This is a genomic window from Kitasatospora sp. NBC_01560, assembly GCF_045208415.1.
Lineage (GTDB): Bacteria > Actinomycetota > Actinomycetes > Streptomycetales > Streptomycetaceae > Kitasatospora.
On sequence record NZ_CP109364.1, the window covers coordinates 9616963 to 9639722 of the forward strand.

Genomic DNA, 22760 nt, shown 5'->3' on the forward strand with positions numbered 1-22760 from the left:
CTGGCAGTTCCACTGGATGGAGGTGCGCGGCCGTCCGGCCGGCCGGTGGGTGGGCGGGGCGGCGGTGGGTGGCCGTGGGTGCCGCCGGTTCTCCGGGCGGCCGTGCGCCCGCCGCGACTCGCCGGCCCGCGTTCGACGGCCCCGTGCCCGCCGATGGATCGGCCGGCTCGCACACGTGGTCGAGCAGGTGGATGCTGTGGCAGGAGGACCGTGATCGGCTTCGCCGGTGGTTGCGCGGCCGGGCTCGGGCCGCGCGGTTGCGGGGCGTTCTCGAGGTGCCTGTGGGTCGGCCCGGTCAGTCGGTCGGTGCCCGGGCCGGCGGGGGAGAAGGCCGGCTGCTGAAACGAGTGAGGATCTTCATGCGAAAGCGCGTCGTCGCTTCTGTCGGAGCGTTCGTCCTGGTCGGCGGGGTCGCGACCGCCCATGCCGCGGGGGTGCATGTGGCGCCGGACGGCGGGACGGTCACCTGTTATGTCAGTCCTGGGCAGTGGAAGGCGCTCGCTGACCGGGGGGTGGGCTTTCGCGCGATGGCACCCGGCGTGCAACTCGGTGACCGGGAGCAGCCCGGGACGACCTTGACAGACCCGGGCGGGCGTCTGGATGTCCTCGGGCGTGGCCAGATCACCTTCCGGGGCGGGTTCCGGTTGGAGAGCAGAGCAACCGGTGACTTCGTCGAGGTGACAGAACCCCGTACCGCGCTGCCGGCAGGCAACCCTGAGTTTCAGGTGAGAAGCAGCTTCGATCCGGTGGGTACGCGCATGGAGATCCTCGAGTATGCCGTCGATCCGACCGCACTGCATCTGTCCCTGCTCGGTCTGACTCTGGGAATCGACGCGACCGATATCGCGGTGAATCCCACGTTCGCTGCGGTTCTGACCCGCGCCTTCGGAGACGGTGCGAGTGAGACGGGCATGACGTTCGCGGCCTGCTCCGCTGATCTGACGGTCAGGCTCACCGCGTAGGCCGGCCTGCCGCAGCCCTGCCGGCCGGCTCCGCGGATCACTTCTGGAGCGTGCTGTGTGACGGCGCCCCTCCGCGGACTCACGCGTCGTGGCTGAGGCCAGGTCCCCTCCCGAGCACGGGACCGGAGTTGCGGCCGGTGCTTTCCGGCGTGAGCTTGTCCGGGTCGTAGAGGTTGGGGAGGCCGAGGCCGAACCGTTCGCGATCGGCCTCTTTGAGGTGCTCGAACTCCGCAGGCCGGTAGAGGACCCCGAGGGCGCAGCGTGGCAGGGGGGAGCCGTCGGCGTCCAGGAGGGCGTTGACGGCCTGCCGTGCCGCGGCGTTGGCGCCCTCCATGGTGCTGACGTTGATGTCGGTGCGGATCCAGTCGCCGGCCAGGAACAGGTTGCGCAGGGCGGTCCTGGATCCGGGGCGGTCGCGCCAGGAGCCCGGGTGCTGGACGAACAGCGGGCTGGTGTTGGCCACGGCGGGGGTTCCCGGCGCGGTGATGGACGGGTCGAGGAACCACGAATGGAGCATGGCGTCGGTCAGTACCACCTTGCCATGGCTGTTGAGGTGGGCCTTGATCTGTTGCCAGGCTTCGCGGGCGATCTCTGCGGGTGTGCATTCTCGTGCGGTTTTCCGGTTGAGCATGCCGGGTGCTGACCAGTCGGAGATGATCGTCGACAGGCAGTCCCGGACGGTGCCGTCGTGGTATTCGGTGAACGGGCGCTGCCAGAACTGGGCCTGACTGACGGAGGTGATCGCCCACGGGGAGTCCACATAGTTGACATGGCCGTGGATGACGGGCAGCTCTTTCCGGAGGTAGAACATCAGGCCGTTCATCCACTCGGTGCGCAGGCGCGCGCAGCCGGCCAGGCCGGGGTCGGCGGCAAGCAGCTGCGGGGACAGGAGAGCGGCGAATCGCTCGACCGGCAGAGCGGAGACGACGTGGTCCGCGTCGAACCGGTGGGAGGTGCCGGACCGGTCGGACACAACGACCGCAGTGACCGCGTTGTTCTCGACGGCCAGGTCCGTGACGGTCCAGCCCACTCTCAGGTCGACACCCAACGCGCTCAGATGGGCGGTCCACGGGTCGATGAGCTTCTCGCCGGTGCTTCCGTTCAGGACGCGGTCCACGGTCCCCCCTGGCTCGTTTCCCCGACCGAGAGAGCTCCAGATCGTGGATTCGAGGATCAGGCCGACGGAGTGGGCGCTGGCGTCCTTGGACTTCATGGCGGCCAGGTTGCGGACCATACCGTCGGCGAACCAACTTCTGAACGCAAGGGACATCCGTTCGGCCTGCAGGAAGTCGTTCCAGGAGAGCAGGTCCCACTGGCCCAGGCGGCGCTCGTCACAACTGGACCAGTAGGTGAAGTACTTGCGCGCGCCGTAGAAGGCCTCGCGGAACGGCACGTGGGCCAGGGTGCTGGAGGCGAGGGTGATGAGGGCGATCACCTCCGCCGGCCCGAACATGTGACTCTCCGGCGGCAGCAGAGAGCCGGTCCGGAACGTCACCACCATGTCAGTCTGCCCGTTCGCGCGGGCCCCCCGATACGCACTGGCCCGCACCAGGTTGTCCCAAGTGCCGTTCGAATTTCCGGCAAAAGGGATGCGGCGCATGGTGTCCGTCAGATTGCGATAGAACCCGGGAAAGAACCGGAACCCGTGCTCGCCCGGCAACCCACTGCCGGGCACAGGCACGCTCCGGGCCTTCCCGCCCAGCTCGTGACACTCGAACACGGTGACGCTGTAGCCCCGTTCGGCGAGCTCCAGTGCCGCTGACAACCCGGCCACACCACCGCCGAGCACCGCAACCCGCCCGCCGAACGACACACCACGCCGCAGCCCCACGTTTCCTCCGCTCACCACGCCCCCTGGTCGCCGGTCACACGAGACTGTCTCCGACAGCTCGCACACCGGTCCAGCAGGCGTGGCCGGTGGCGAACAAGATCCCGCCCGCAGCGGCGGCGGCCGGCCGCCACCGCCGCCGCGATGTCGCGGCGTGCGCCTGCGAGGCCGCTCACCAGGCCCGGCAGAAGTCCGACGCCGCTCACCGCAGCCTCGCCGGCCACGCCGCCCAGCCCCTCTACACCGCCCTCGACCGCGCCGGCCCCCACAACCTGACCGACGACGACCACCAGGCCGTCCGCGACCTCACCCAACAGCTCGACCCCGCCGCGCTGCGCCAGGTCATGGGCTGGCTGGAGCGCACCCGCACCGGGGCCGTCGCGTTGCGCGGCACTGTGCCCGCCCGGCCGGTCGTGTGCCGCGGCTGGGTCTGACCGGCCGCCCGAGCCCCCGGGCCTGCCCTCGTACCGCGCGCGGCCCAGCCGGACCTTTGGCTGGGCCGTGTTCGTCGTTCGACTGCCCGCACGGCGGACAGCCCGGAGAGCGCCCGGCGGCCGCGTGCCAGCGTCCCGCCCGGCCTCACGTGGGTGCGGGTTGTGGGGGTTCAGAGGGTGAGGGTGCAGTGGGTGATGGTTCCGGTGTTGGGCCCTTCGATGATGCAGGTGTTGGTGCCGTCTCCGCCGTCGATGCGTCCGTTGTTGGCGTCGGCTCTTGCAGGATCGGTGCTGGTGCCGGCCCTGACGGTGATGGTGTCGTTGCCGGGGCCTCCCTGGAAGACACCCGTGGCGGCGTTCCCGGTCCCACCGTGGCTTCTGAACGGAGAATCGGGGCCGTTGCCGCCGGTGATCATGGTGCGGGTTCCGGTGGTGCCCACGGTGGTGATCCGCCCGGTGTTCCCGTCACCGCCGTTGCCGTTGTCACCGCTGATGCCGATGCTGCCGCCGTTGCCGCCGTTGCCGCCGGTGGCCGTGACGGTCGTGGTGGCGGTGATGCCACCGCTGTTCCCGACTCCACCGGCGCCACCCCGTGATGGGTTTTGACCGCTGTCGGAACCGCCGTTGCCGCCGTTGCCGCCGGTGGCGTTGGCGTTGGTGGCGGTGATGCCACCGCTGTTCCCGACTCCACCGGCGCCACCCCGTGATGGGTTACGACCGCCGCCGAAACCGCCGTTGCCGCCGTTGCCACCGTTGCCGCCGGTGGCGTTGGCGTTGGTGGCGGTGATGCCACCGCTGTTCCCGACTCCACCGGCGCCACCCCGTGATGGTCTACCAAGGACGCCGAAGCTGCCGGAGCCGCCGTTGCCGCCGTTGCCGCCGGTGGTGGTGACCGTGGCGTCGGGGGCGGTGATCAGTGCGGTGTTGTTGCCCGTGCCGCCGTCGCCGCTGGAGCCGACGTCTCCGATGTCGCCTCCGCGGCCGCCGCTGATGCCTCCGTTGCCTGCGTTGCCTCCGTTTCCGGCGGTGATCCGGATGTCGGTGGCGGCGGGGGCCTGGACGGCGACGGTGGCCGCCGTACCGGAGGACCCGTCGCCGCCGGTGCCCGCGTTGCCGCCGGTGCCGCCGGTGCCACTGGGTCCGCCACAGAAGTTGCCGCAGTTGTTGGTGCCGCCCCTGCCGCCGTTGCCGCCCCTGCCGCCGGTGCCCGCGGTGAGGGTGATGGTGCCGCCCGCGGCCGCGCCGTTCACCTGGCCGGTGTTGGCGGTGCCGCCGCTGCCGCCGTCGCCGCCGTCGCCGCCGTTTCCGGCAGGGGTGCCGCCGCTGGTGTTGCCGCCGGCGCCGCCGTTGCCGCCGTTGCCGCCGTTGCCGCCGGTCAGGGTGATCGTGGCTGTGCCGGTGCCGCCGGTGACGGTGCCCGCGTTCGCGACCGCGCCCGCGGTGCCCGCGGTGCCGGGCTGGCCGCTGCCGCTGTTCGATCCGTTGCCTCCGGCCGTGCCGTTGGCGCCGTTCTGCCCGGTGATGGTGATGGTGTCGTTGCCCGCGCCGCCGCGCACGGTGCCGTGGTTGGTGCCGTTGACGGTGATGGTGTCGCCGGTGTCGTCGGCCTGGACGGTGTCACCGGGATTCACATAGGGGCAGGTGATGGTGGTCTTTCCCGTGGAGGTGTCGATCGTGCAGTAGTCGGGGGCGGCCGCGCTGGCGGCGTGGGAGGCGGGTGCGCACCACAGCGACACGCCGGCCAGCGCGAGCGCCAGGGCGGTGGACACGGCCGTGCGGGAGCTGGTGCGTGTCCACCCCCCGGGCGCTGCTGGGGGAGTGAGGTCCCGACAGTTCTTCATGGTCTTGCCCTTCCAGAGGCTCCGATTCGTCCAGTCACATCCCCTCCCGGCCGGCCCCGGGGCGCATGTCCGCCGCCTCCGAACGGTGACGCCCGCCACTTGGACAGCCCAACGACTCGGGAAAGGCACAGGCCAAAGCCGCGCAGCTTCGGGTCGCGGCCGAGACCGGCGCCCGGTTCGTCGCGGACCCGGTGGTCTGCACGACCGGCACCGCGGCCGACCCGGGCACCGTCCTGTACGGCGACGACCACCTGCGGCGACGTTCCCGAGGAGGAGGGCACCTGGGAGTACGGCCCCGGGGTCCAGGTCGAGTGGACCCGCCGTCCCGGCGACCGGAGGTGATGGCGCAGGTCGAGCCGGAGGCCAAGGTGCGGGCGGTCGAGGAGCTGACCCGCGACGACCAGGTCGCCGCCGCCGTCGCCCCGTCCTTCCTGTGCAGGCCCGAGGTGGTCGCCAGGGTCGCCCCGGCCGACAAGGTGAAGGTGGTCCAGGAGCTCACCCGCGACGACCACGTCGCCGCCGAGGTGACCACCGGCCTGCTGAGGCGCCCGGACGTCGCGGCCCGGGCAATGGCCGACGATGTGGCCAGGCACCAGGTCAACCACGCCCAGGTCGAACGCGGCCGCCAGGCCCGCGAGCACTTCGAGCAGACCAACCCGCTCGCGCCGGTGATCCGCCAGATCGACCGGTCGGTGGAGTTCCTCGACCTGGTCACCGCCTGCCACGCGTTCGTCGCCGCCGTCGGCCGCGGCGTCCCGCGCTGGCTCTCCCGGGCCGCGGGCCCGTCGGCCATCCCGCGCTGTCGGTTGTTCCGGTCCGGCTCGTGTCCTGCCCGCCCGGCCGGCGTGGTGCCGTGGGGGTGGCTCGTTGCCCGGCTGCCGGGTCGTCCTGCCGGGTCCTGCGCCTGCTCGGGTGCCCGGGCGCCGGGCCGTTGCTGTGCCGCTGTTCCGGCCCGCCGCCCGTTCGCCGCTGCGCCGCCGTCCGGCCCGCCCGCGGCCCGCCGCTCCGTCGCCCCGTTGCCCGGTCGGGGCCGTCGAGGCCACCCCGGCCGCTCCGCCCGGGGTGGCCGGCCCGTTGCCCGGTCCGCCGCCGCCCTGCCTGCCGGTCCGGCCCGCTGCCCGCCGGCCGCCCGCCGCGGGCCCGTCGCGTGCCCGCTGTCGGTTGTTCCGGTCCGGCCGGTGACCGTCCCGGCCGCCGACCTGCCCGCGCCCCGCCGCCCGGTCCGCCGCCCTGCCTGCCGGTCCGGCCTGCGCACCCGCTGGCGCTGTGTCGCTGCCCGCTGTTGTCCCGGCGTGCCCGCCCGCCGCGTTGCCCACCCCGGCCCCCGGCAGGCCCGTCGGGGCGCCCGCACCGGTACGTCCCCGCCTGCTCGCTGAACCCCGTGCCCTTGCCGTTCGCCCGCCCGGCCCTCCCGCTGCCTGCCTGCCCGTTCCGGGGCGTCCTCGGTTTGTCTGGGGGTTTCGTGACGGGGTGGTTGTGATGGAACCACGCCGGGCCGCCGGCCCCGGCCGCTGGCTCGGTTCTGGTTCTGGTGTGTGACCTCATGGCGTTTCGAGTGCCCGGATTGCTCTCCGGTAGACCAATCCGGGTGGGTGGCCGGGCCTTGTCCGGCGGTCTGGCGGTACTCCGGGGTGGGCTGGTTTCGGTGACGGTGGGTGGTCGGCTGCCCGGGCCCGGCGGGGTTCGGCGGGCGGTCCGGGGGCCGGGGCCGCTGCGGGGTGTTCCGGCGAATTGGCGGCCCGCCGGAAATGCCGCCGGAAATGCCGCCGGATACGCCGCGGTTTCCGTCCTGGTTTTCCTCGTCGATTCGGCCGGGATTAACTGGGGTCGGGGCCGTTTTGGCGGGTCGTGAATTTCGTGCGGGAGTTCGCCGGGGGAACCGGGCGGGGAGCGGTGCGCGCTCCGGGGCCGTGCGGGCGGCGGCTGTGCCCGGCTCGCGGCCGTCCTCGGCGCTGTGGGGGCGGCGGTGGCCGGGCTGCTGGCCGCCGCCAGGAGCAGCCGGCCCCGCTCCGCCCGCCGGCCCCGGCCCCGGTGCGCTGCGCCTGGCCTGCTGTGCCTGGTCGTTGTGCTGCCGTTCTGCCCGCTCCCCGGGGCCGGGTGTCCCGGGCCGGGAAAGAGCTGCCGGTGCGCGGCTACCGGTGCTGCCCTGGTCCGCTGAGCCTGGCCGGCCCCTGGTTGCTCTTGGTCCGCCTGGCTTGTGTCTTCCCTTGGGGCATGGTGCACGATGGCCGCGTGGAAGAGGACTTGATCACTGTCGGGGAGCTCGCGGCCAGGACCAGGCTGAGCCCCAAGGCCCTGCGGCTCTACGGGGAACGGGGGCTGCTGCCACCCGCCCGGGTCGACCCCCGGACGGGGTTTCGCCACTACGGCCCCATCCAGGTCGAGCGGGCCCGCCGCATCGCGCTGCTGCGTGCCGCCGGCATGCCGCTGGCGCGGATCGCGATGGTGCTCGACGCGAGCGGTGAGACGTCGGCAGGCCTGGTCGACGCGTACTGGCGGGAGCAGGAGTCCGCACACCAGGCCCGCCGGGACGCGGTGGGCTATGTCCGAGAGGTCCTGACCGGAAGGGGCCCGACCATGTACGAGATCGCCGAGCGCGACGTGCCCGAGCAGAAAGTGCTGTTCACCCAGCGCCACGTGAGCGCTGCTGAGCTGCCCGGCTTCCTCGCGGAGTCGACCGAACTGCTCTTCTCCCACCTGCGGCAGGCGGGTGCGTGCCTGTCCGGACCGCTCTTCGCCGTCTACCACGGCCTGGTGAGCGAGGACTCCGACGGCCCGGTCGAAGTCTGCGCACCGACACAGAACGCGGTCGAACCGACGGGGCGGATCGGGGCGCGCATCGAGCCCGCACACCGTGAGGCGTACACCGCCCTGACGAAGCGGCAGGACGGCTACCCGGCAATGGCCGCCGCCCATGATGCCGTCGGCGCGTGGCTCGCCGGGCACGGGCACGCCCGCGGTGCCTCCAACCGGGAGGTGTACTACCCGAACTGGGCCACTGCCGAGCCGGGCGAGCATGTGGCCGACGTCGCCGTACCGTTCCGCCCGCGCCCTGGCGCGTAGGCCGTGCCCGCGCCCGCCTCCCCGGCCGGTCGGGGTTCGGCGGGCGGTCCGGGGGCCGGGGTCGTTGCGGGGTGTTCCGGTGAATTGACGGCCTGTCGGAATGCCGCCGTAAATGCCGCCGGTTTCCGTTCTGGTTTTCCTCGTTGATTTGCCGGGATTACCTCGGGTGGGGGCTGTTTCGGTGGGTCGTGAAATGTTGTGCGGGGGTTCGCCGGGGGAGCCGGGCGGGGGAGCAGCGGGTTCCGGGTGTTCGGGGCGGTGCCGGGTTGCTGCCCGCCGCCTGCCCGCTGCCCCGCCCGTCGGCCGCCCGCCCGTCGGTCCTGGCAGGGGTGCGCGCTCCGGGCGTTCGGGGTGCTCGGGGCGGTGCGGGTGGTCGCCGTGCCCGGGTGGCGGCTGTGCCCGGCTCGCCGTCTCCCGCTCGGCGTGGTCGGGGGTGGCGGTGGTCGGACTGTTGTCTGCTGCCAGGAGCAGCCGGCCCCCGGCATTGGGACGCGCTCATGCCGGGGAATCGGCACATCCTTTCTGCCGGCCACGTGGTTGGTCCGGACGTGAACGCTTCAACGGATCCGCGCCCCGGGCGGCCGGGGGCTGCAGGTGCCGGCACGGTCGTCGATCGGTGCCGCGCCGCAGGTGGCATGCTCAGGACCACCCTTGGCGAGCTGCGCGAGGAGCTCGGCTACAAGCGGCTCGGCAAATATGTCCTGGAGGAGATGGCCGAGACCCTGACCTTGGACGGGCTGGGCTGGCTCCCGGCCGGGCGGCTGTCACCGAACCAGAGCGGCCAGCCGCGCCAGGGTCAGGAGCTGTGGGTGTTCGTCCGGGACGGCGGCCTGCGCTGCCAGGTCATCAGAGCTGTTCAGGACCCCGACGACTGCGACGTCCCCGCCGTCCTGAACGGCCTGTTCGCTGCTCGCGCCGAGCAGCTCTCGCCCGAGCGCAAACTCGCCCTCATCGGCGAAATCGTGGGCTCCTGACCGATGTGCCGCGGGGGAGCGGTGCGCGTTCCGGGCGTTCAGGGGGTTGTGCGGGTGGCTGCCGTCCCCGGGTGGCGGCTGTGCCCGGCTCGCGGTCGTGTCCGGAGCTGACCGGGGTGGTGGTGGCCGGGCTGTTCCCCACTGCCGGGAGCGGCCCGTCGATCGCCGGCCCCGGGCGGTTCCGGGGCCGTGCGGGCGACCGCCGCTCCCCGCCCGGCCTGGTGCGGCTGCGCCTGGTCGTTGTGCTGTTTCCCGGGGCGGGCGGCCGGGCCCGCCTGGGGAGAGAGACGGCACCCGGGCCCGCCCGGGTATCCGATCGAAGCATTTAAATGATCTTGAGTGCTTCGTCCCACACGTCGCCTCCCTCTGCCCAGGTCCACAGCCATTGGCGCAGCGACGGTGCGGCGTAGCACAAGCCGTCGTGGGGGTCCTCGCCCCAGGTGGGTTCCCAGCCGTCGGCGTCCCAGAGCACGACGGGGTTGTCGATCGCTATCAACGAGACGTGCCACTGCATGCTGCAGCCGCCACCGGTCAGGAAGAGCCATGACGCCGGCGGCCCCCACTCCGGATGTCGGGTGCGCCGGGAGGTTGCGCACGGCCAGTCCGGCCGGTGCCGTTCCGGGATGCGACGTGGTGTCAATGAGGCGAGGCCGCCTTCCGGGCCGAACCCCCCGTCGCCGATCTCGGTGTAGATACGACGGAGCAGGGGCGGCAGCTCGTACCCGAGCTGCCTCTCCACCTGCTCGACCTCGATCCTCGTGATCGGAGGAAACGGTTGGCCCGGGAGCCAACCGCCGGTAACACCCGCGCTTTCCGCGTCCCACGCGAGAGCACGCAGGCGCTCCAGAAGCGCGTCGTCGTCTGCGGAGGTACGACGGGAGGCATCGGTCACGGGGCGGAAATGTAGCCCCGCGCCCACGGCCCTGTCACCACCGTCCGGGTGCGTGATGAGAACCGTTGATATTCCCCACCCTGTGCTCGGGGGTGGGACAGAACTGCTCTGCTCGATTCCCCGTCTACGGGCGGTTGACCTGGGGAGACGTCACATCCCCGGGGTTGTCCGTCAGTCAGACCGTTCCCAGGGCCTGCCTGGTCGGGCCTGTCGCTGGTGGCTGTTGACCTGGGTTGATCTCGGGACTACCTCAGGTCAGGGCCCTGCTCCGGGCCTGCGGCCGACGTCCCCTAGGCTGCCCAGATGATCACTGCTTTCTCCGACGCCTTCCTGGACGCCGCCGAGTACCACGCGGCGTGGGGCGCCCAGCAGCTCGAACTGATCGGCCAGGCCGTCCCGGGCGGCCCGTGGACCGCGGACCTCGACGAGTGCCGCTACGAGTCCGGCGGCCGCACCCTGCGGGTCGGACTGCTGGGCAGCTACGACACGGACGAGCAGACCTGGCTGTGGGGCTGGGCCAACCCTGGGCTGCGCGGCAGCGCGGTGGTCGCGGCCGGTGAGCGGATCGCCGAGTTCGGCCGCCGACACGGCGTCGCCGAGCTGGTGCAGGAGAGTGTGGACCTGGCCGGCTTCGTCGATCCGCGCCATGCCGCGGAGGCGCTGGCCTTCCTCGGCGCGGCGGTGCTCGGTGCACCCGGCTACCTCGGCCAGGAGGCCGGCCCCGGGAGCCGGGTCTACTTCGTGCCGCAGGACCCGCAGCTCCGGCCGGCAGGGTTCGACCCGGTCGCCATGCCGCGCCACCTGCTCACCGGTGCGCAGCTCTTCGCCCGCTCGCCGCGGCGGGTGGTCGAAGGCTGGTTCGCCCTGCACGGGGTCCAGGTACGGGAGGAAGCCGACCGGACTACCGCGCAGCTGCCCGGCGGCGGCACCGCGGTGGTCTCCTTCGACGAACTCGGCCGGATCTCGGGCGTCGACGTCGGACCGGTCTCAGCCTAGATCGCGGCATCGCCGATCACGACCGGCAGCAACGTCGTCGGGCCGCTGCGCGAAGCGACCCGGCGACGCCCAAGGCGCCCTTGACGGGGCGGGCCGAGCCGAGCCGAAAGCTCAACGGACGGGCGCCCCCGCGGCCCCGCCCACTGAACTTCCCCACTTGCTTCAAGTGGCAACAAGCTGGGGAACCGAGAGCAGGGGCGGGGAAATTCGCGGGTTCTCATCAGCCGCAGGCATCCGGGCCCGCCCCGGCCTGGCCGAGAAACCGGGGCCCGGCGCCCCGGCCACCCACCGCCGGGTGCGGCCGCCGGGCCGGCACCCCCTTCGCGGCCGTGGGCCGCCCGCGCTGGGGACCAGGAGGAGCTGGAGGGCCAGGAGGTGGTGGTGCCCGCCCGCCGCCGCGCCGCCGGGCCCCGCGCCACGTCCTGCTCGCCGGCCCCGGCTGTGCCCGGCCCGGTCGGCCCGGGCCCCCGGGCCCCGGTTTCTCGGCCAGGCCGGGGCGGGCCCGTCGAAGCCCACGGGGGTGGGGCCGGGTGCCGCTGCGCCGGTGGAGTCGGCGTCCGCCCTGCCCTGCCCTGCCCTACCCTGCCCCGCCCGGGCCGCCGCTTTCGGCCCGGTGCGGCTGTGCCTGGTCGTCGTCCTGGTCGTTGTGCTGTTTCCCGGGGCGGGCGGCCGGGCCCGCCTGGGGAGAGAGACGGCACCCCGGGCCCGCCCGGATCGTTGGGCAGGTGGCCGCCCAGTTCTGGCCGAGTCAGGAGGACACCTTGATCATTGATGAGGCTGTCCGAGCCGCACTGGAATCGGCCCGGACCCTGGGCGCCCCGCTGCTGGCCATCGCCCGCCCCTGGCCCGTACCCGGCGGAAGCTGGCACATCACCGCACTGGACACCACGACCAGCCGGTACCGCTGGACATTCCCCAGCGGGAGCTCCCACTGGGCTCCCGACTCGATCGAAGCCCGCATCCGCGAGCGCGGCTACACCTCCCTCGCCCAGGCGACCCGCGAAGAGTGGGCCGCGCCCCTTCCCGGCCTCCGCCGCAGCGCCCTGTTCCTGGATCCGGAAGACAGCCTCCGCTAGCAGCGACGGACCTGTCGCGCTCCTCCGAGAAGGGTGCGACAGCCCCACCGAGACGGCCCGCCTTCCGGACCCACCGACACCGCCACCGCCGCTGCGCCCCGGTCCGGCCCGCCCGTGCTGCGCCCCCGGCCCGGCCCGGTGCGACCGCGCCGGGCAGGCCCCGGGCCCCGTACCCGCCTCCCGGGTTGGCGCTGCGCGCCCCGGCTGCGCCTGGTCGTCGTCGGGGCCGTGGCCGGGAGGGGGCTGGGTCGCCTGGCGGGTACGGGGCGACGACGTGTACGGCCCGCGCCGGATCGCTCCCGACTGGCACGCGCAGGAGCTGCTGGTGGCTCTGAGCCGCGCTGCGGGTGGTGAGCTGGTCTTCGACGGCGAGCACATGCCCACCACCTCGACCCGGGCGGTCGACGGGGCGATCAGGGACGTCCTCTACGAGCCGCTGCCGGACGGGACGGTGCGGCTCTCGCCGGCCTGACCGCACCCGGCGCCGGCCGCCGTGCCGGGGCTGTTGACGCCGTGCCGGGGCTGTTGACGCCCTGTCGCGGGGGTTGTCGCGTTGGGGGTGCTGTCGCGGTGTGTGACGTGGGCGCCAGGCCCGGATCCCCCGTGTGTGGGCGGCCTGCGACAGCCATCGCGACAGGGGCGCGGCGGTGCCCCCCGTCCGGCTGCTCCCCGCCCGGGTGGGGCCGGCCCCACCCTCGCGCCCGGTTCCTCGACTCCGGCCGGGGTGCTGCCGCAGGTCCCGCCGGGGCGGCGCCGGGTGCCGCTGCGCCGGTGCGGTCGCCGCCCCACGCCGCCCTGGCCTGGCCTGCCTGGGACGGCGTGGGTGGGGGTTGTCCCAGGTCTGTCCCACCGGTGTCTCAGCACGCCGGGTATGTCCGTTTCGCTAGGACTGTCTCAGGCCGTATCCCCAGGTGGGAGCGTTTTCGGGCCGGGTCTGAGAAAGGGCTGGGACACGCCCTCGCGGCGGTCCGTGACCCGTCTCACCGAAGGTTGACCGCCGGTTTCAGATCTGAGGCCACGTCAGGCGCCGACGGCGCTGACCCAGACTGGGAACGGGATCGGCTCAGCTGGCCCATACGGCTCCTCCGTGTCGGTGATGGCGATCACGCCGGGGTTGTCGTCGGCCAGGAAGGGGACGATGACCGGACCGGGATCCGTGGTGGCTGCGTACGCGCCGCCGAAGGGGAGGTCGTCCGGGGCCACCGTCCCGGTCGAGCAGCGGAGTTGGCCTGCCACCTCGTCGTGCCAGACGTAGAAGGTGGCCGGGCCGGAGTAGCCGGTGGCGCGGATCCGGGCCCGGAGTGCGGCCGCCGTCCGTTCGAAGGCGGCGGCCACCTCAGCGACGGAGAGGGATTGACGGTCCTCCACCTCGGCGTTCAGGTACCAGGTGTTGGTCTCCCACTCCACCGGACGGTCGGCGGGCTCGAGGGCCAGGGGTTCGTCGGCCAGTTCGGCGATCCAGGTCAGCAGCACCGGCGAAGTCTCGCACGGAACTGCCTACCTGGCCGGAGGCCAATCGTCAGCGGGGGACGCCTGACGAACTTCGGTCGGGGCCGTCCGTCCGGCAAGCGGTCAAACTTCGGTGAGACTGGTCAACCTTCGGTGAGACGGGTCAGTCCGCTGCCCGCCGCCAGGAGCAGCCGGCCCGGCGCCCGCCCCCGGTCCCCGGTCCGCTGCGCCTGGCCGTGGTGGCCGGGATGGTGGGTGGTTCGGCGGGGGCGGTGTTGCCGGTCGGTCGGGTGGTACCGGTCCCGGGGGGCCGTAGGCCACCACCGCCTGCCACCGGCCCGCCCGCCACCGCCCCCGGTGCCGCAGGCGCCCGGGCCCGCCGCCGGCCTCCTTGCCGGGCCGTCAGGCCCCGGCGCCCCGGCCACCCCCGGTCCGGCCCCTGGCCACCCACCGGGTGCGGCCGCCGGGCCGGCACCCCCTTCGCGGCCGCAGGCCGCCCGCGCGTGGAGGGCCAGGAGGAGCTGGAGGGCCAGGAGGTGGTGGTGCCCGGCTGCGCCCCGCCCCGCCCCGCGTTGCGCCCTGCCCCGCTGCCCGCCCCGCGCCGCTGCCCCGCCCGGCGCTGCCCGCCGTTCCCGGCTCCTGTCACCGTCACCGCGTCCGCCGGCCCCCTGGCCGCCGTTCCCGGCTCCCGGCTCCGGTCCGGCAGCGGGCTGTGTTGGCATCATGACCGGATGACCGCTGCGCTGACCTGGCTCGACCGTACCGACTTCGCGCGCTACGCCCTCCTCCCCGAACACCTGGTGCCCCGGTGGACCGGGGAGGAGGCGTACGACGCGTGCGGCGAGTACGCGACGGCCCTGCGCTTCGAGGGCCACGACGTGGTGATCCTCGGCGGCGAGCCGCTGCCGGTGACCTGGATCGCGTACGCCCTCGTCTTCGCCCGCTGGTCGTCCGCCGACGACGACCGCTCGCTGCTCTCCGGCGTCGATACGGCGCTGGCCTGCGGCGCCTGGGAGGACGTGGTCACGGTCGAGCTCGGCGGCCGATACGTGCTGACCGACGCCGGCTACGACGGCGAGCACATCCGCGGGCTCGACCACGCCGATCCGCCGGAGCTCCTCCGGGTCACGATCCCCGCCGGGCGCTATCTGCTCCAGTCGCTGCTCATCCAGCCCGACCCCGAGTCCGAGTACTACCTGGAACGCCTGCTCCCGCTCGGCTGATCAGCCGCCACCCGGTACCGCGAGCAGGGATGGCCGCCGCTGCCGGGCCCCGGCTCCCGGCCCGGCCCCGGTGCGCTGTGCCTGGCCGTCCTGCCGGGCCCGCCGCCTGCTGCGCCTGCCCGCCGCTGCCGGTCCGGGGTGCTCGGGGCGGTGGTGGCCGGGCTGCTGCCCGCCAGGAGTAGCCGGCCCCGCGCCCGCCCGCCGGCCCCGGCCCCGGTGTGCTGCGCCTGGCCTTGGTGGCCGCGATGGTGGGTGCCCGCTGTTCCCGGACTGCTGCGCCTGGCTCCCGGCGGCCGGGCCCGTTGGTGGACTGTCGTGTGCCCTGTCGCGCTGGGGGGTGCTGTCGCGCCGCTGACGTGCGGGGCAGGGCCCGTTCCCCCGTGTGTGGGCGGGCCGCGACAGTCCCCTGCGACAGGGGGCCGCGGTGCCCCGCGCCCGGCCCCGCCCGGGAGCCGCCGGCCCCGCCCGCCGGCCGCGGCCCCGGTCCGCTGCGCCTGGCCGTGGTGGTCGTGTCCGGTTCGCGGCCGTGTTGCCGCTGCGCCGTGCCGTCGGTGTCGGGCGGCCTCGGCCGCCGGCCCCGTCCGGGCCGCCGGCCATCCGCCCGGGCCGGTCCGCCGGCCCGCTGCTGCGCCGTGTCCGGTGTCGGGCAGCTGTGCCTGGCCGCCGTCCCGGGGCCCGCTCCCGCCCGCCGTCTGCCTGTCTGCCGCCAGGACGTCGCCGCCCCGCGCCCACGGGTCCTGCCACGGCCCTGCCACGGCCCTGCCACCACCGTCCCGGTGCCGCAGGCCCCGGCCCCCGCCACCCCCGGTCCGGCCGTCAGGCCCCGGCCCCCGTCGGCCCCCGGTCCGGCCGTCAGGCCGGCACCCCCTTCGCGGCCGCCCGCGCTGGGCCAGGAGGTGGTGGGGGCCGGCTGCGCCGCGCGCCGCGCCCCGCCGCTGCCCGGCTGCGCCCCGGCGGAGCCCGCTGCGGCAGTGGCCGGTGCCGCAGTGCCGGTGTGGTCGCCGTCCGGTCCGCCCGGCCCCGGCCCTGCCCGCTCGTTGTGGCCGGGCCGGGTTCTGGGGGCTGCCGGACTGCCGCGAGGGGCCGTAGGGTGCGGCGCATGCCTGATGGACGTCCCGCGATCCCTGCTGAACTCAAACGTCGTGTTCTGGTTGAAGCAGGTCACCGCTGCGCTATTCCGACCTGTCGCCAGCATCCGGTAGATATCGAGCACATCGACGATTGGGCTTCTGTGAGGGAGCACCAGTTTGAGAATCTGATAGCCCTTTGTCCAACCTGTCATCGCCGTAAGGGAAGCGGGCCGGATCAGATTGACCGTAAATCTCTGCGTCAGTATAAGGCTAACCTTGCCGTCATAAACGGTAGATACGGTGATCTTGAGCGGCGTCTCATAGCCTTGTGTGCTGAAACTCTCCAGAGGGAGGCCCCCGAACCAGAGCGTAAGATTAACGTCAGGCTCGGTGCGGGCTCTTTTATCCATCTGATGTATCTAATTCAAGACGGATATCTTGTCCAGATAAACCAAGGCGCGCAATTGGCCTTGGGTAACGTGGCATTGTTGGAAAGTTATCAGTTTACAGATCCCGGGATAGAATTCGTCCGGCGATGGGCGGATGCTCAACCCCTTGATGAAATACCTTCGAAAGAATAACCGCGCAGCTGTGTATCCCCATCAAGCGCTCTCGCCGCAGGACTCCCGTCGCCCCGGGGCCCGGCCGCTGCACCTCCTCGGGGCGCTTCATGGGCCGGCTTTGTGCGGGGCCTGCACCAGATGGGGTGTCGGCGGTCTGGGTTGTTGTCGGGAGGAAACGGCGGGCGGGGTGAGAGAGGCCGGCGGGCCGTGCTGCCGGTTCCGGCCCCGGTCCAGCCGCTGACGCTGCTCCCCGTCCTGCGGTTTTCTCCGCGTTGGCGACCCGGACCGGGCCTGGGCTTCGGCCGCTGGCTTGGCCCAGTCTCGGTCCGCGCCCACCCCGTTCCTGGAAGACCTGGTCGTCCGGCAGGCCGCTGCAGGGGGCGCATCAGTCGCTGCCCCGCCCGTCGCTTGACCCGTGCCCCGCTGCGCCGCGCTGCTCTGCTGCTCCGGGCCTGGTGCCAGCCGGCCGCCCCGGCACGCTGCTCCCGGCCCCCGGGGAGAGTACGTCCTGCCTGCCGCTGCTCCCCGGAGCACCAGCTCCAGCAGGCGGCGGCCGGGCACATCCCGGGAGGGCACCCCAGGGTGTGCCGTCGCCCCTGGGGGGCCGCAGGCCGCCCGGCCCGGCCAACCACCGCGCCCGACACCGCCCGGCCCGCCCCGCCGCGCCCCGACAACCACCAGGCCCCGGCCACACCTGCTGTGCCCCCGCCAGGGGGCCCGTAGGCCACCACCACGGACCCGCCCACACCCCGGCCGGTGCCGCAGGCCCGGCCCCGCACCCGCGCCTGCTGCCGGGCCGCCAGGCCCCGGCCCCCGGCCCCCGGCCCCCGGCCACCCACGGTCCGGCCGCCAGGCCGGCACCCCACCGCGGCCGCAGGCCGCCCGCGGAACAGGTGGCTGTTGGAGGGCCGGGTGGTGGTGCCGTGCTGCGCCCTGGTCCCGGGCCGGTATCCCGCCCGGATCGGGCTGGGTGTGGTGTGGTGCTGCGCCCCGGCCCCGCGTTCACCCCCTGCCACCGGCCTGGTGGTGCTGCTCCCCGTGCCGTCTCTCCGGGGCCGGGGGTGAAGTCCCTGACAGCTCTTGCATCTCGACCCCCGAGTCGGTGACACCTAATGGGGACCGAAGCCGGTGGATCGCTACACGTGTCCCGGTCCGACGAGGCCTCACTGTAGACCGCGGCCACCGGCCTCTCTTCGGTGGTGATCAGTCGGCACTCGGTAGAGCTACAAGGCGCGCCCTGGCGGCCCATGGCACGCCTACAGCAAGAGCTGGCCTCCGGGTGCCGGCCGATCACCACCGAAGAGAGCGGTTGTGGGGGCGCCCGGCGTCGGGGCCACTCCTGCAAGACACCTGAGGCCCTGACCTCCAGCAAGAGATCGGCGGGCCCTGGCGTCCGGCGCCTCCACAACCGCAACCGAGCAGGTGATCGAATGCTCGTGGTCCGAGCCCTTCGCAGGGTGCACCTCTCACTTCGCCGGGACGCCTTCGAGCTCCTGCACAGACCGAGGCCCCTGCGGTCAGCTGGGGTCACGAACGACCAATCGGATGACGGGCCCAGAGCCCTTCCATTAGGGAGTCGCGTGCCTCCGCGCAGGCTTTGACCAGCGGATATGCACATCGGACAGAAGAACGTGAGAGGCGCCCATGAAGGTGTTCTGCGGGATCGACTGGGCCAGCGACCACCACGACGTCGCCGTGGTCGACGGTGACGGCAAGCTCCTCGGCCGGGCCCGGATCGGTGATGACGCGGCCGGCGTGCAGCAGCTGCTCGACCTCTTGGCCGAGCACGGTGACGGCCCCGACGGCCGAATACCAGTGGCGATCGAGACTTCCCGCGGCCTGCTGGTGGCCTGCCTGCGGGCGACAGGCAGGCCCGTCTACGCCGTCAATCCGATGGCCGCCGCCCGCTACCGCGAGCGGCACAGTGTCTCGCGCAAGAAGTCCGACCACCTCGACGCGATGGTCTTGGCGAACATCCTGCGCACCGACGCCGACGCCCACCGGTCGCTGCCGGCCGACAGCGAGCTCGTCCAGGCCGTCGCGGTCCTGGCTCGCGCCCAGCAGGACGCGGTCTGGGACCGCAATCAGGCCGGCAACAAGCTCCGCTCCCACCTGCGGGAGTACTTCCCCGGCTACCTCGCCGCCATCGAAGCCCTCAAGGGCGGTATCGCCGAGCCGCTGGCCCGCACTCTGCTGGCCGCCGCTCCGACCCCTGAGCAGGCGGCCCGGCTCACCCGCACCCAGCTGAAGGCCGTCCTCAAGCGGGCCGGCCGCCAGCGCGGCATCGACGCCGAGGTCGAGCGTCTGCACGCCGCTCTGCGGCTTCCGCAGCTGCGCCAGCTCCCGCAGGTCGAGAAGGCGATGGGCCGCCAGGCTGCGATTTCTCGGTTTGGTGTCAGTGGTGGTGATAGTCGGTAGCGCTTCGAGGTCTGTGGCCTAGGTTTTTGCTGGTCGGGCTTGCTTCGGCGTGGGTGGCTGGCTGACAGGCTGACTGTCATGGGGCGAGAGGCCAGCGGTCTGTATCGCTGTCGTGGGGCCTTATCTCATCGTGGGTGGTGCTGTCTGGGGTTCGAGAGATTTGATGCCAGTGCTGGTGGTGCCAGGCTTTGATCGCCGGTATGGGAGAGCAGGGCGTTGGTGGGCGTGCGGCCAGGGGGTTGCCGCGTGAGCTGGTTGTGCGGCGTCTGGTGGAGCGGCAGGCGGCTGGTGAGCTGACGTCACGTCATATGCGGGCGGTGGCCGACACGGTGGGGGTGTCGGTACGCACAGTGTGGCGATGGTTGGCGACCGCGAAAGCGACCGGTGAGGTCGACAGGAAGCTTGCCCGCCAGGGCTACGCAATGCCGGACGAGACATGGTCGCTGCTGGCGGAAGCGGGCGGGAACGTCGCGGAACTGCGGCGCCGCATGCTCGCTGCCGCCGCCGGCTCGGCCACCGCCGTGCCGCCGCTGGGTACGTTGCACCGGGTGGTGCGCCGTGACCGCCTGGCGGGGCGGGTGCTGATCATCGGGCGGGAGCCGGGTCTTGCCGAGCCGCTGCGCCCGGACCCGCTGAGCGAGCTGGGCCTGGGTACGGTGAGCGGTGTGGGTCTGGGTGGCCAGGTGTTTTTGCGTGAGCAGACCCGCCTGGCCAAGGTCCCGGTTCTGGTGCCCGGGGCGCAGGTCGTCGTCACCCCCTCGGTCGCTTCGGTGGTGCAGCGCGTCGCGCACGCTGCGGCGGTGGGCGCGGTGGCGTGCCTGTACGGGGACGCCGGGCACGGCAAGACGGTGGCTTTGCAGTACGCCCTGTCCCAGCTGCCGGAACCGGTCCGGGTCCGTAGGGTCCATGTCGGGGTGCACCCGTCGGTGCCGGAGCTGCGCCGGGTGCTGGCCGACGCGTTGGAGTTGAAGCGGCTGCCGCACGCAACCGGTGCGGCGGACCTGATGCTCCTGGACGCGCTGCGCCGGCCCAGGGTCCTGGTCCTGGACGAGGCGCAGCGTCTGCCTGTTCCGGCGCTGGAGTTCCTGCGGCAGCTGTGGGACCACCCGGACACGGACGTCGCGCTGCTCTTCGCCGGCGCGGGGGCCGAGCGCGCCCTGCGCAGGGTGCCGGCGCTGGCATCACGGGTGCTGACCTGGGAGCTGGTGCCGCGTCTGGCCCAGGCGGAGGTGGGGCCGGTGATGGAGGCGTTCCACCCGCTATGGGGGCAGGTGGCATCTGTGGACATGGCGTGGGTGGACGAGCACATCGGGCACGGCAACTTCCGCGCCTGGGCGAAGGTCACCTCGCATCTGACTGCGGAGGTCTACGGCCAGGCCCGCGCGGTGGTCGACCGCCCGCTGCTTGAGAGAGTCTGCGCCCGCCTCACCGGACCGGTGTGACGGCCCCGCCCTCGCGATGAAACCGGCAGCGACAGCTGCCCGGCACCGGAACGCCGGATGGCCACCGCGCGGTGGTGCCAACGACTCGAGGAAGGCAGGAGAACGTGATCGATCCACCAGAGCCCGTACCCGTCCCCGATGACACCGTCGCTGTTGACCGGCCGGCCGATGCTGTCCTGCCCGAGGCATCCCTGGTCGCGTTGCGCGGTCCGGCACTGCGCCGCCTGCTGGCGCTGCGGGAGGAGGGCGCCCTGACGACGGGGCAGGTTCGGACGGTCGCGCAGTGCCTGGAGGTGACGGAGCGCACGGTGTGGCGGTGGCTGGCCGCCGCCGGACGGGATCCGGCTGCGGCCCGTGAACCCGGCTCCCGTGCCCAGAGCAGTACCCGGTTCACCGTCACGCCGGAGGTCCGCCACCTGCTGGCCCTTTGGAAAGGCAATGTCGCGGCGGTGCACCGCGAGCTCGCCGCCAGGGCCGCCCGACAGCAGCCACCCACCGCACCCCCGTCGCTGCCGACCCTGCACCGGGCGATCCAGCGGGACCTGAGCGCGGGGGAGCGGGCGGGGCTGACGGCGGGGGAGCGCGCGGCCCGCAAGCACGATGTGTTCCTGACCCGGCCTCGCGGGCACCGCAATCAGGTGTGGGAAACGGACCACGTTCAGGCGCCCGTTCTCGTGCTCGTGGACGGACAGGAGCGCAGGCCGTGGATCACCTGGTTCGTCGACTGCGCGACGGACGCGATCGCGGGCGTGGCGGTCACACCGGGCTATCCCTCCCGTGAGTCGGTCCTCGTGGCCCTGCGTTCGGCGGTGCTGCGCACCGGCCCTTACGGGCCGGTGGGTGGCCTGCCGGAGAAGGTGCGGATCGACCGCGGCAAGGATTTCCTCTCCCGTACGGTGACGGCGGCGTTCGGCGCGCTGGCCGTCACCGTCGAGCCCCTGCCCGCCTACACGCCCCACCTGAAGGGCACGGTGGAGGGGCTGAACCGCTCGGTGGAACGGATGTACCTGGCCGCGCTGCCCGGCTACGCCCACCAGCCCCGCCCGGGAGGCAGGCCCCGGCCGGTCGACCAAAGCGCTCTGCTGTCGTTCGAGGAGTTCACCGCGGGCCTGCTCACCTGGGTGGCGTGGTGGAACACCGAACACCGCCCGGCTCCGCTGCGCGGGAAGACCCCCGCCGGTGCGTGGCAGGAGGACCCCACGCCGGTACGGGACATCCCGCCAGCCGATCTGTGGTCCTTCACTCTCGAGGACGATCGGGCCGGGCCCCGCCCGGTCACCACCCGCGGGGTGAAGTTCAAGGGCCGTTTCTACGTCTCCCCGTGGATGACCGGCCGCGCCGGAACCCGGGTGGGCGTGCGCCATATGCCCCACCACCGGCACGAGATCGAACTCTTCGATCCCGCCACCGGCCGCCACCTGGCCACCGCCCACCTCGCCGACGAAGCCACCCGCGAGCAGATCGCGGCGGTGCGCCGCACCCGTGCCGCCCGTGTACGACGGCTCGCCAAGGACCTGGATCACGCCCAGCGCGCCCGCAACGAACGCCACGCCGCCGCCACCGCACCCGAGGCGCCCCGGGCGATCGGCGGGCTGACCGCCACGGAGGCCGGTCTCGAACTGGCCGCCTCCACTCACACCGACCTGACCGACCTCGCCCGGCCCGACCTGATCCCGCCGACCGCCCCACCCGGGCACTGGAACACCCCGCCCGGCCTACTCACCACCACCCGCCCCGCCACGGACCCGACCGGAAAGCAGACCCCATGACCGGACTCCTGCCACCCCAGGCGAGCGACCAGTACCTGAGCCTGCCCGGCGCCCAGGTCGTCACCACCCGCGCCCTGCTCGCTGCCCGCGACAACCTCGCCGACACGATCAACGCCCGCGCGATGATGTGTGTCCACGGCGGCGCCGGCTTCGGCAAGACCCTCGCCGTCAACACCTGCCTGCGCGACCTCGACCCCACCGAGGACATCCGCCGCATCACCTTTCGCGTACGCCCCACCCCCCGCGCCGTGCGCCACGAACTCTTCGCAGCCCTCGACCTGCCCGGCACCCCGCCCCGCGGCCCCAGCGAGTTCGACGCCCTGCTGCGCGAAGCCCTCGCCCTCAAACCCCGCACCCTCGTCGTCGACGAAGCCCAGTGGCTCAGCGGCGAGGCCTTCGAGTACTTCCGCTACCTCTGGGACGACCCCTACACCCGGCTCGCCATCGTCTTCGTCGGCGGCGAAGGCTGCCACCAGGTCCTGCGCCGCGAACCGATGCTCTCCTCGCGCATCTTTATCTGGCAGCACTTCTCCCGCCTCACGCCCGAGGAAGTCGGTTCGGTCATCCCGCTGTTCCACCCGGTGTGGGCCGACACCGACCCGGCCGACATCGCCTTCGCCGACCAGCACGCCACCCACGGCAACTTCCGCGCCTGGGCCCAGCTGACCGCCCACGTGCGCCTCGGTCTGGAGCGCACCGGCCGGCAGCGGGTGGACCGCGAGGTCCTCGGTTGGGCGTTCAGCCGACTGTGAACCACCGC

The 22760-nt window shown here is 73.1% G+C and carries 17 protein-coding genes and 1 pseudogene; 14 read left to right on the plus strand and 4 right to left on the minus strand.

The window, feature by feature from the left end; all coding sequences use genetic code 11:
* Positions 1-359: 359 nt before the first annotated feature.
* Positions 360-962 carry a hypothetical protein gene (locus OH807_RS41115; protein WP_406210591.1) on the plus strand — a complete coding sequence of 201 codons (603 nt, stop codon included), beginning with the start codon at positions 360-362 and terminating at the stop codon, positions 960-962.
* Positions 963-1041: 79 nt separating this feature from the next.
* Here the strand turns inward: OH807_RS41115 and OH807_RS41120 are convergent, their stop codons facing one another.
* Positions 1042-2808, minus strand: a complete 1767-nt coding sequence (locus OH807_RS41120; RefSeq protein WP_406210594.1) for an FAD-dependent oxidoreductase — start codon at positions 2806-2808, stop codon at positions 1042-1044.
* Positions 2809-2879: 71 nt separating this feature from the next.
* On the opposite strand from OH807_RS41120, the gene OH807_RS41125 reads away from it, so the two are divergent.
* The gene (locus OH807_RS41125) at positions 2880-3224 is read left to right on the plus strand and encodes a hypothetical protein (protein ID WP_406210596.1); all 345 of its coding nucleotides are present in this window, start codon (positions 2880-2882) and stop codon (positions 3222-3224) included.
* Between the two features lie 170 nt (positions 3225-3394).
* Here OH807_RS41125 and OH807_RS41130 read toward each other — a convergent pair whose 3' ends face one another.
* Positions 3395-4993, minus strand: a complete 1599-nt coding sequence (locus OH807_RS41130; RefSeq protein ID WP_406210599.1) for a hypothetical protein — start codon at positions 4991-4993, stop codon at positions 3395-3397.
* A 413-nt stretch (positions 4994-5406) separates the two neighbouring features.
* Between OH807_RS41130 and OH807_RS41135 the strand changes: the two genes are divergently transcribed.
* The 3 genes from OH807_RS41135 (at position 5407) to OH807_RS41145 (ending at position 9102) form a co-directional block, all read left to right on the plus strand.
* Positions 5407-6441: a DUF6192 family protein gene (locus OH807_RS41135; RefSeq protein ID WP_406210602.1), complete on the plus strand. Its 1035-nt coding sequence runs from the start codon at positions 5407-5409 to the stop codon at positions 6439-6441.
* An 856-nt stretch (positions 6442-7297) separates the two neighbouring features.
* Complete coding sequence (locus OH807_RS41140) at positions 7298-8128, plus strand: MerR family transcriptional regulator (RefSeq protein WP_406210605.1); 831 nt, start codon at positions 7298-7300, stop codon at positions 8126-8128.
* Between the two features lie 635 nt (positions 8129-8763).
* Positions 8764-9102, plus strand: a complete 339-nt coding sequence (locus tag OH807_RS41145; protein WP_406192037.1) for a hypothetical protein — start codon at positions 8764-8766, stop codon at positions 9100-9102.
* A 325-nt stretch (positions 9103-9427) separates the two neighbouring features.
* On the opposite strand, the gene OH807_RS41150 is transcribed toward OH807_RS41145, so the two are convergent.
* Entirely contained in the window at positions 9428-9994 is a 567-nt protein-coding gene (locus tag OH807_RS41150; protein ID WP_406192034.1) for an SMI1/KNR4 family protein, read from the minus strand.
* 303 nt (positions 9995-10297) lie between these two features.
* Between OH807_RS41150 and OH807_RS41155 the strand changes: the two genes are divergently transcribed.
* The 3 genes from OH807_RS41155 to OH807_RS41165 all read left to right on the plus strand — a co-directional run bounded on the left by OH807_RS41155 (position 10298) and on the right by OH807_RS41165 (position 12538).
* The gene (locus OH807_RS41155) at positions 10298-10990 is read left to right on the plus strand and encodes a DUF6882 domain-containing protein (protein ID WP_406192031.1); all 693 of its coding nucleotides are present in this window, start codon (positions 10298-10300) and stop codon (positions 10988-10990) included.
* Positions 10991-11751: 761 nt separating this feature from the next.
* Entirely contained in the window at positions 11752-12066 is a 315-nt protein-coding gene (locus tag OH807_RS41160) for a hypothetical protein (RefSeq protein ID WP_406192028.1), read from the plus strand.
* Positions 12067-12340: 274 nt separating this feature from the next.
* Positions 12341-12538, plus strand: a complete 198-nt coding sequence (locus OH807_RS41165; RefSeq protein ID WP_406192024.1) for a pRL2-19 — start codon at positions 12341-12343, stop codon at positions 12536-12538.
* Between the two features lie 548 nt (positions 12539-13086).
* Here the strand turns inward: OH807_RS41165 and OH807_RS41170 are convergent.
* Positions 13087-13539 carry a hypothetical protein gene (locus tag OH807_RS41170; RefSeq protein ID WP_406192021.1) on the minus strand — a complete coding sequence of 151 codons (453 nt, stop codon included), beginning with the start codon at positions 13537-13539 and terminating at the stop codon, positions 13087-13089.
* A 707-nt stretch (positions 13540-14246) separates the two neighbouring features.
* On the opposite strand from OH807_RS41170, the gene OH807_RS41175 reads away from it, so the two are divergent.
* The 6 genes and pseudogenes from OH807_RS41175 to OH807_RS41200 all read left to right on the plus strand — a co-directional run bounded on the left by OH807_RS41175 (position 14247) and on the right by OH807_RS41200 (position 22752).
* On the plus strand, positions 14247-14738 hold the full coding sequence (locus OH807_RS41175; protein ID WP_406192018.1) for an Imm21 family immunity protein: 492 nt from the start codon (positions 14247-14249) through the stop codon (positions 14736-14738).
* Positions 14739-15837: 1099 nt separating this feature from the next.
* Complete coding sequence (locus tag OH807_RS41180; RefSeq protein WP_406192015.1) at positions 15838-16389, plus strand: HNH endonuclease; 552 nt, start codon at positions 15838-15840, stop codon at positions 16387-16389.
* A 1626-nt stretch (positions 16390-18015) separates the two neighbouring features.
* Positions 18016-18744, plus strand: a pseudogene (locus OH807_RS41185) (IS110 family transposase); the annotation flags it as partial.
* Between the two features lie 245 nt (positions 18745-18989).
* Positions 18990-20231, plus strand: a complete 1242-nt coding sequence (locus OH807_RS41190) for an AAA family ATPase (protein WP_406192012.1) — start codon at positions 18990-18992, stop codon at positions 20229-20231.
* Between the two features lie 215 nt (positions 20232-20446).
* Positions 20447-22000 carry a Mu transposase C-terminal domain-containing protein gene (locus OH807_RS41195; protein ID WP_406210609.1) on the plus strand — a complete coding sequence of 518 codons (1554 nt, stop codon included), beginning with the start codon at positions 20447-20449 and terminating at the stop codon, positions 21998-22000.
* Positions 21997-22752 carry an AAA family ATPase gene (locus tag OH807_RS41200; RefSeq protein ID WP_406192009.1) on the plus strand — a complete coding sequence of 252 codons (756 nt, stop codon included), beginning with the start codon at positions 21997-21999 and terminating at the stop codon, positions 22750-22752. The genes OH807_RS41195 and OH807_RS41200 overlap by 4 nt, the downstream gene beginning before the upstream one ends.
* Positions 22753-22760 lie beyond the last annotated feature (8 nt).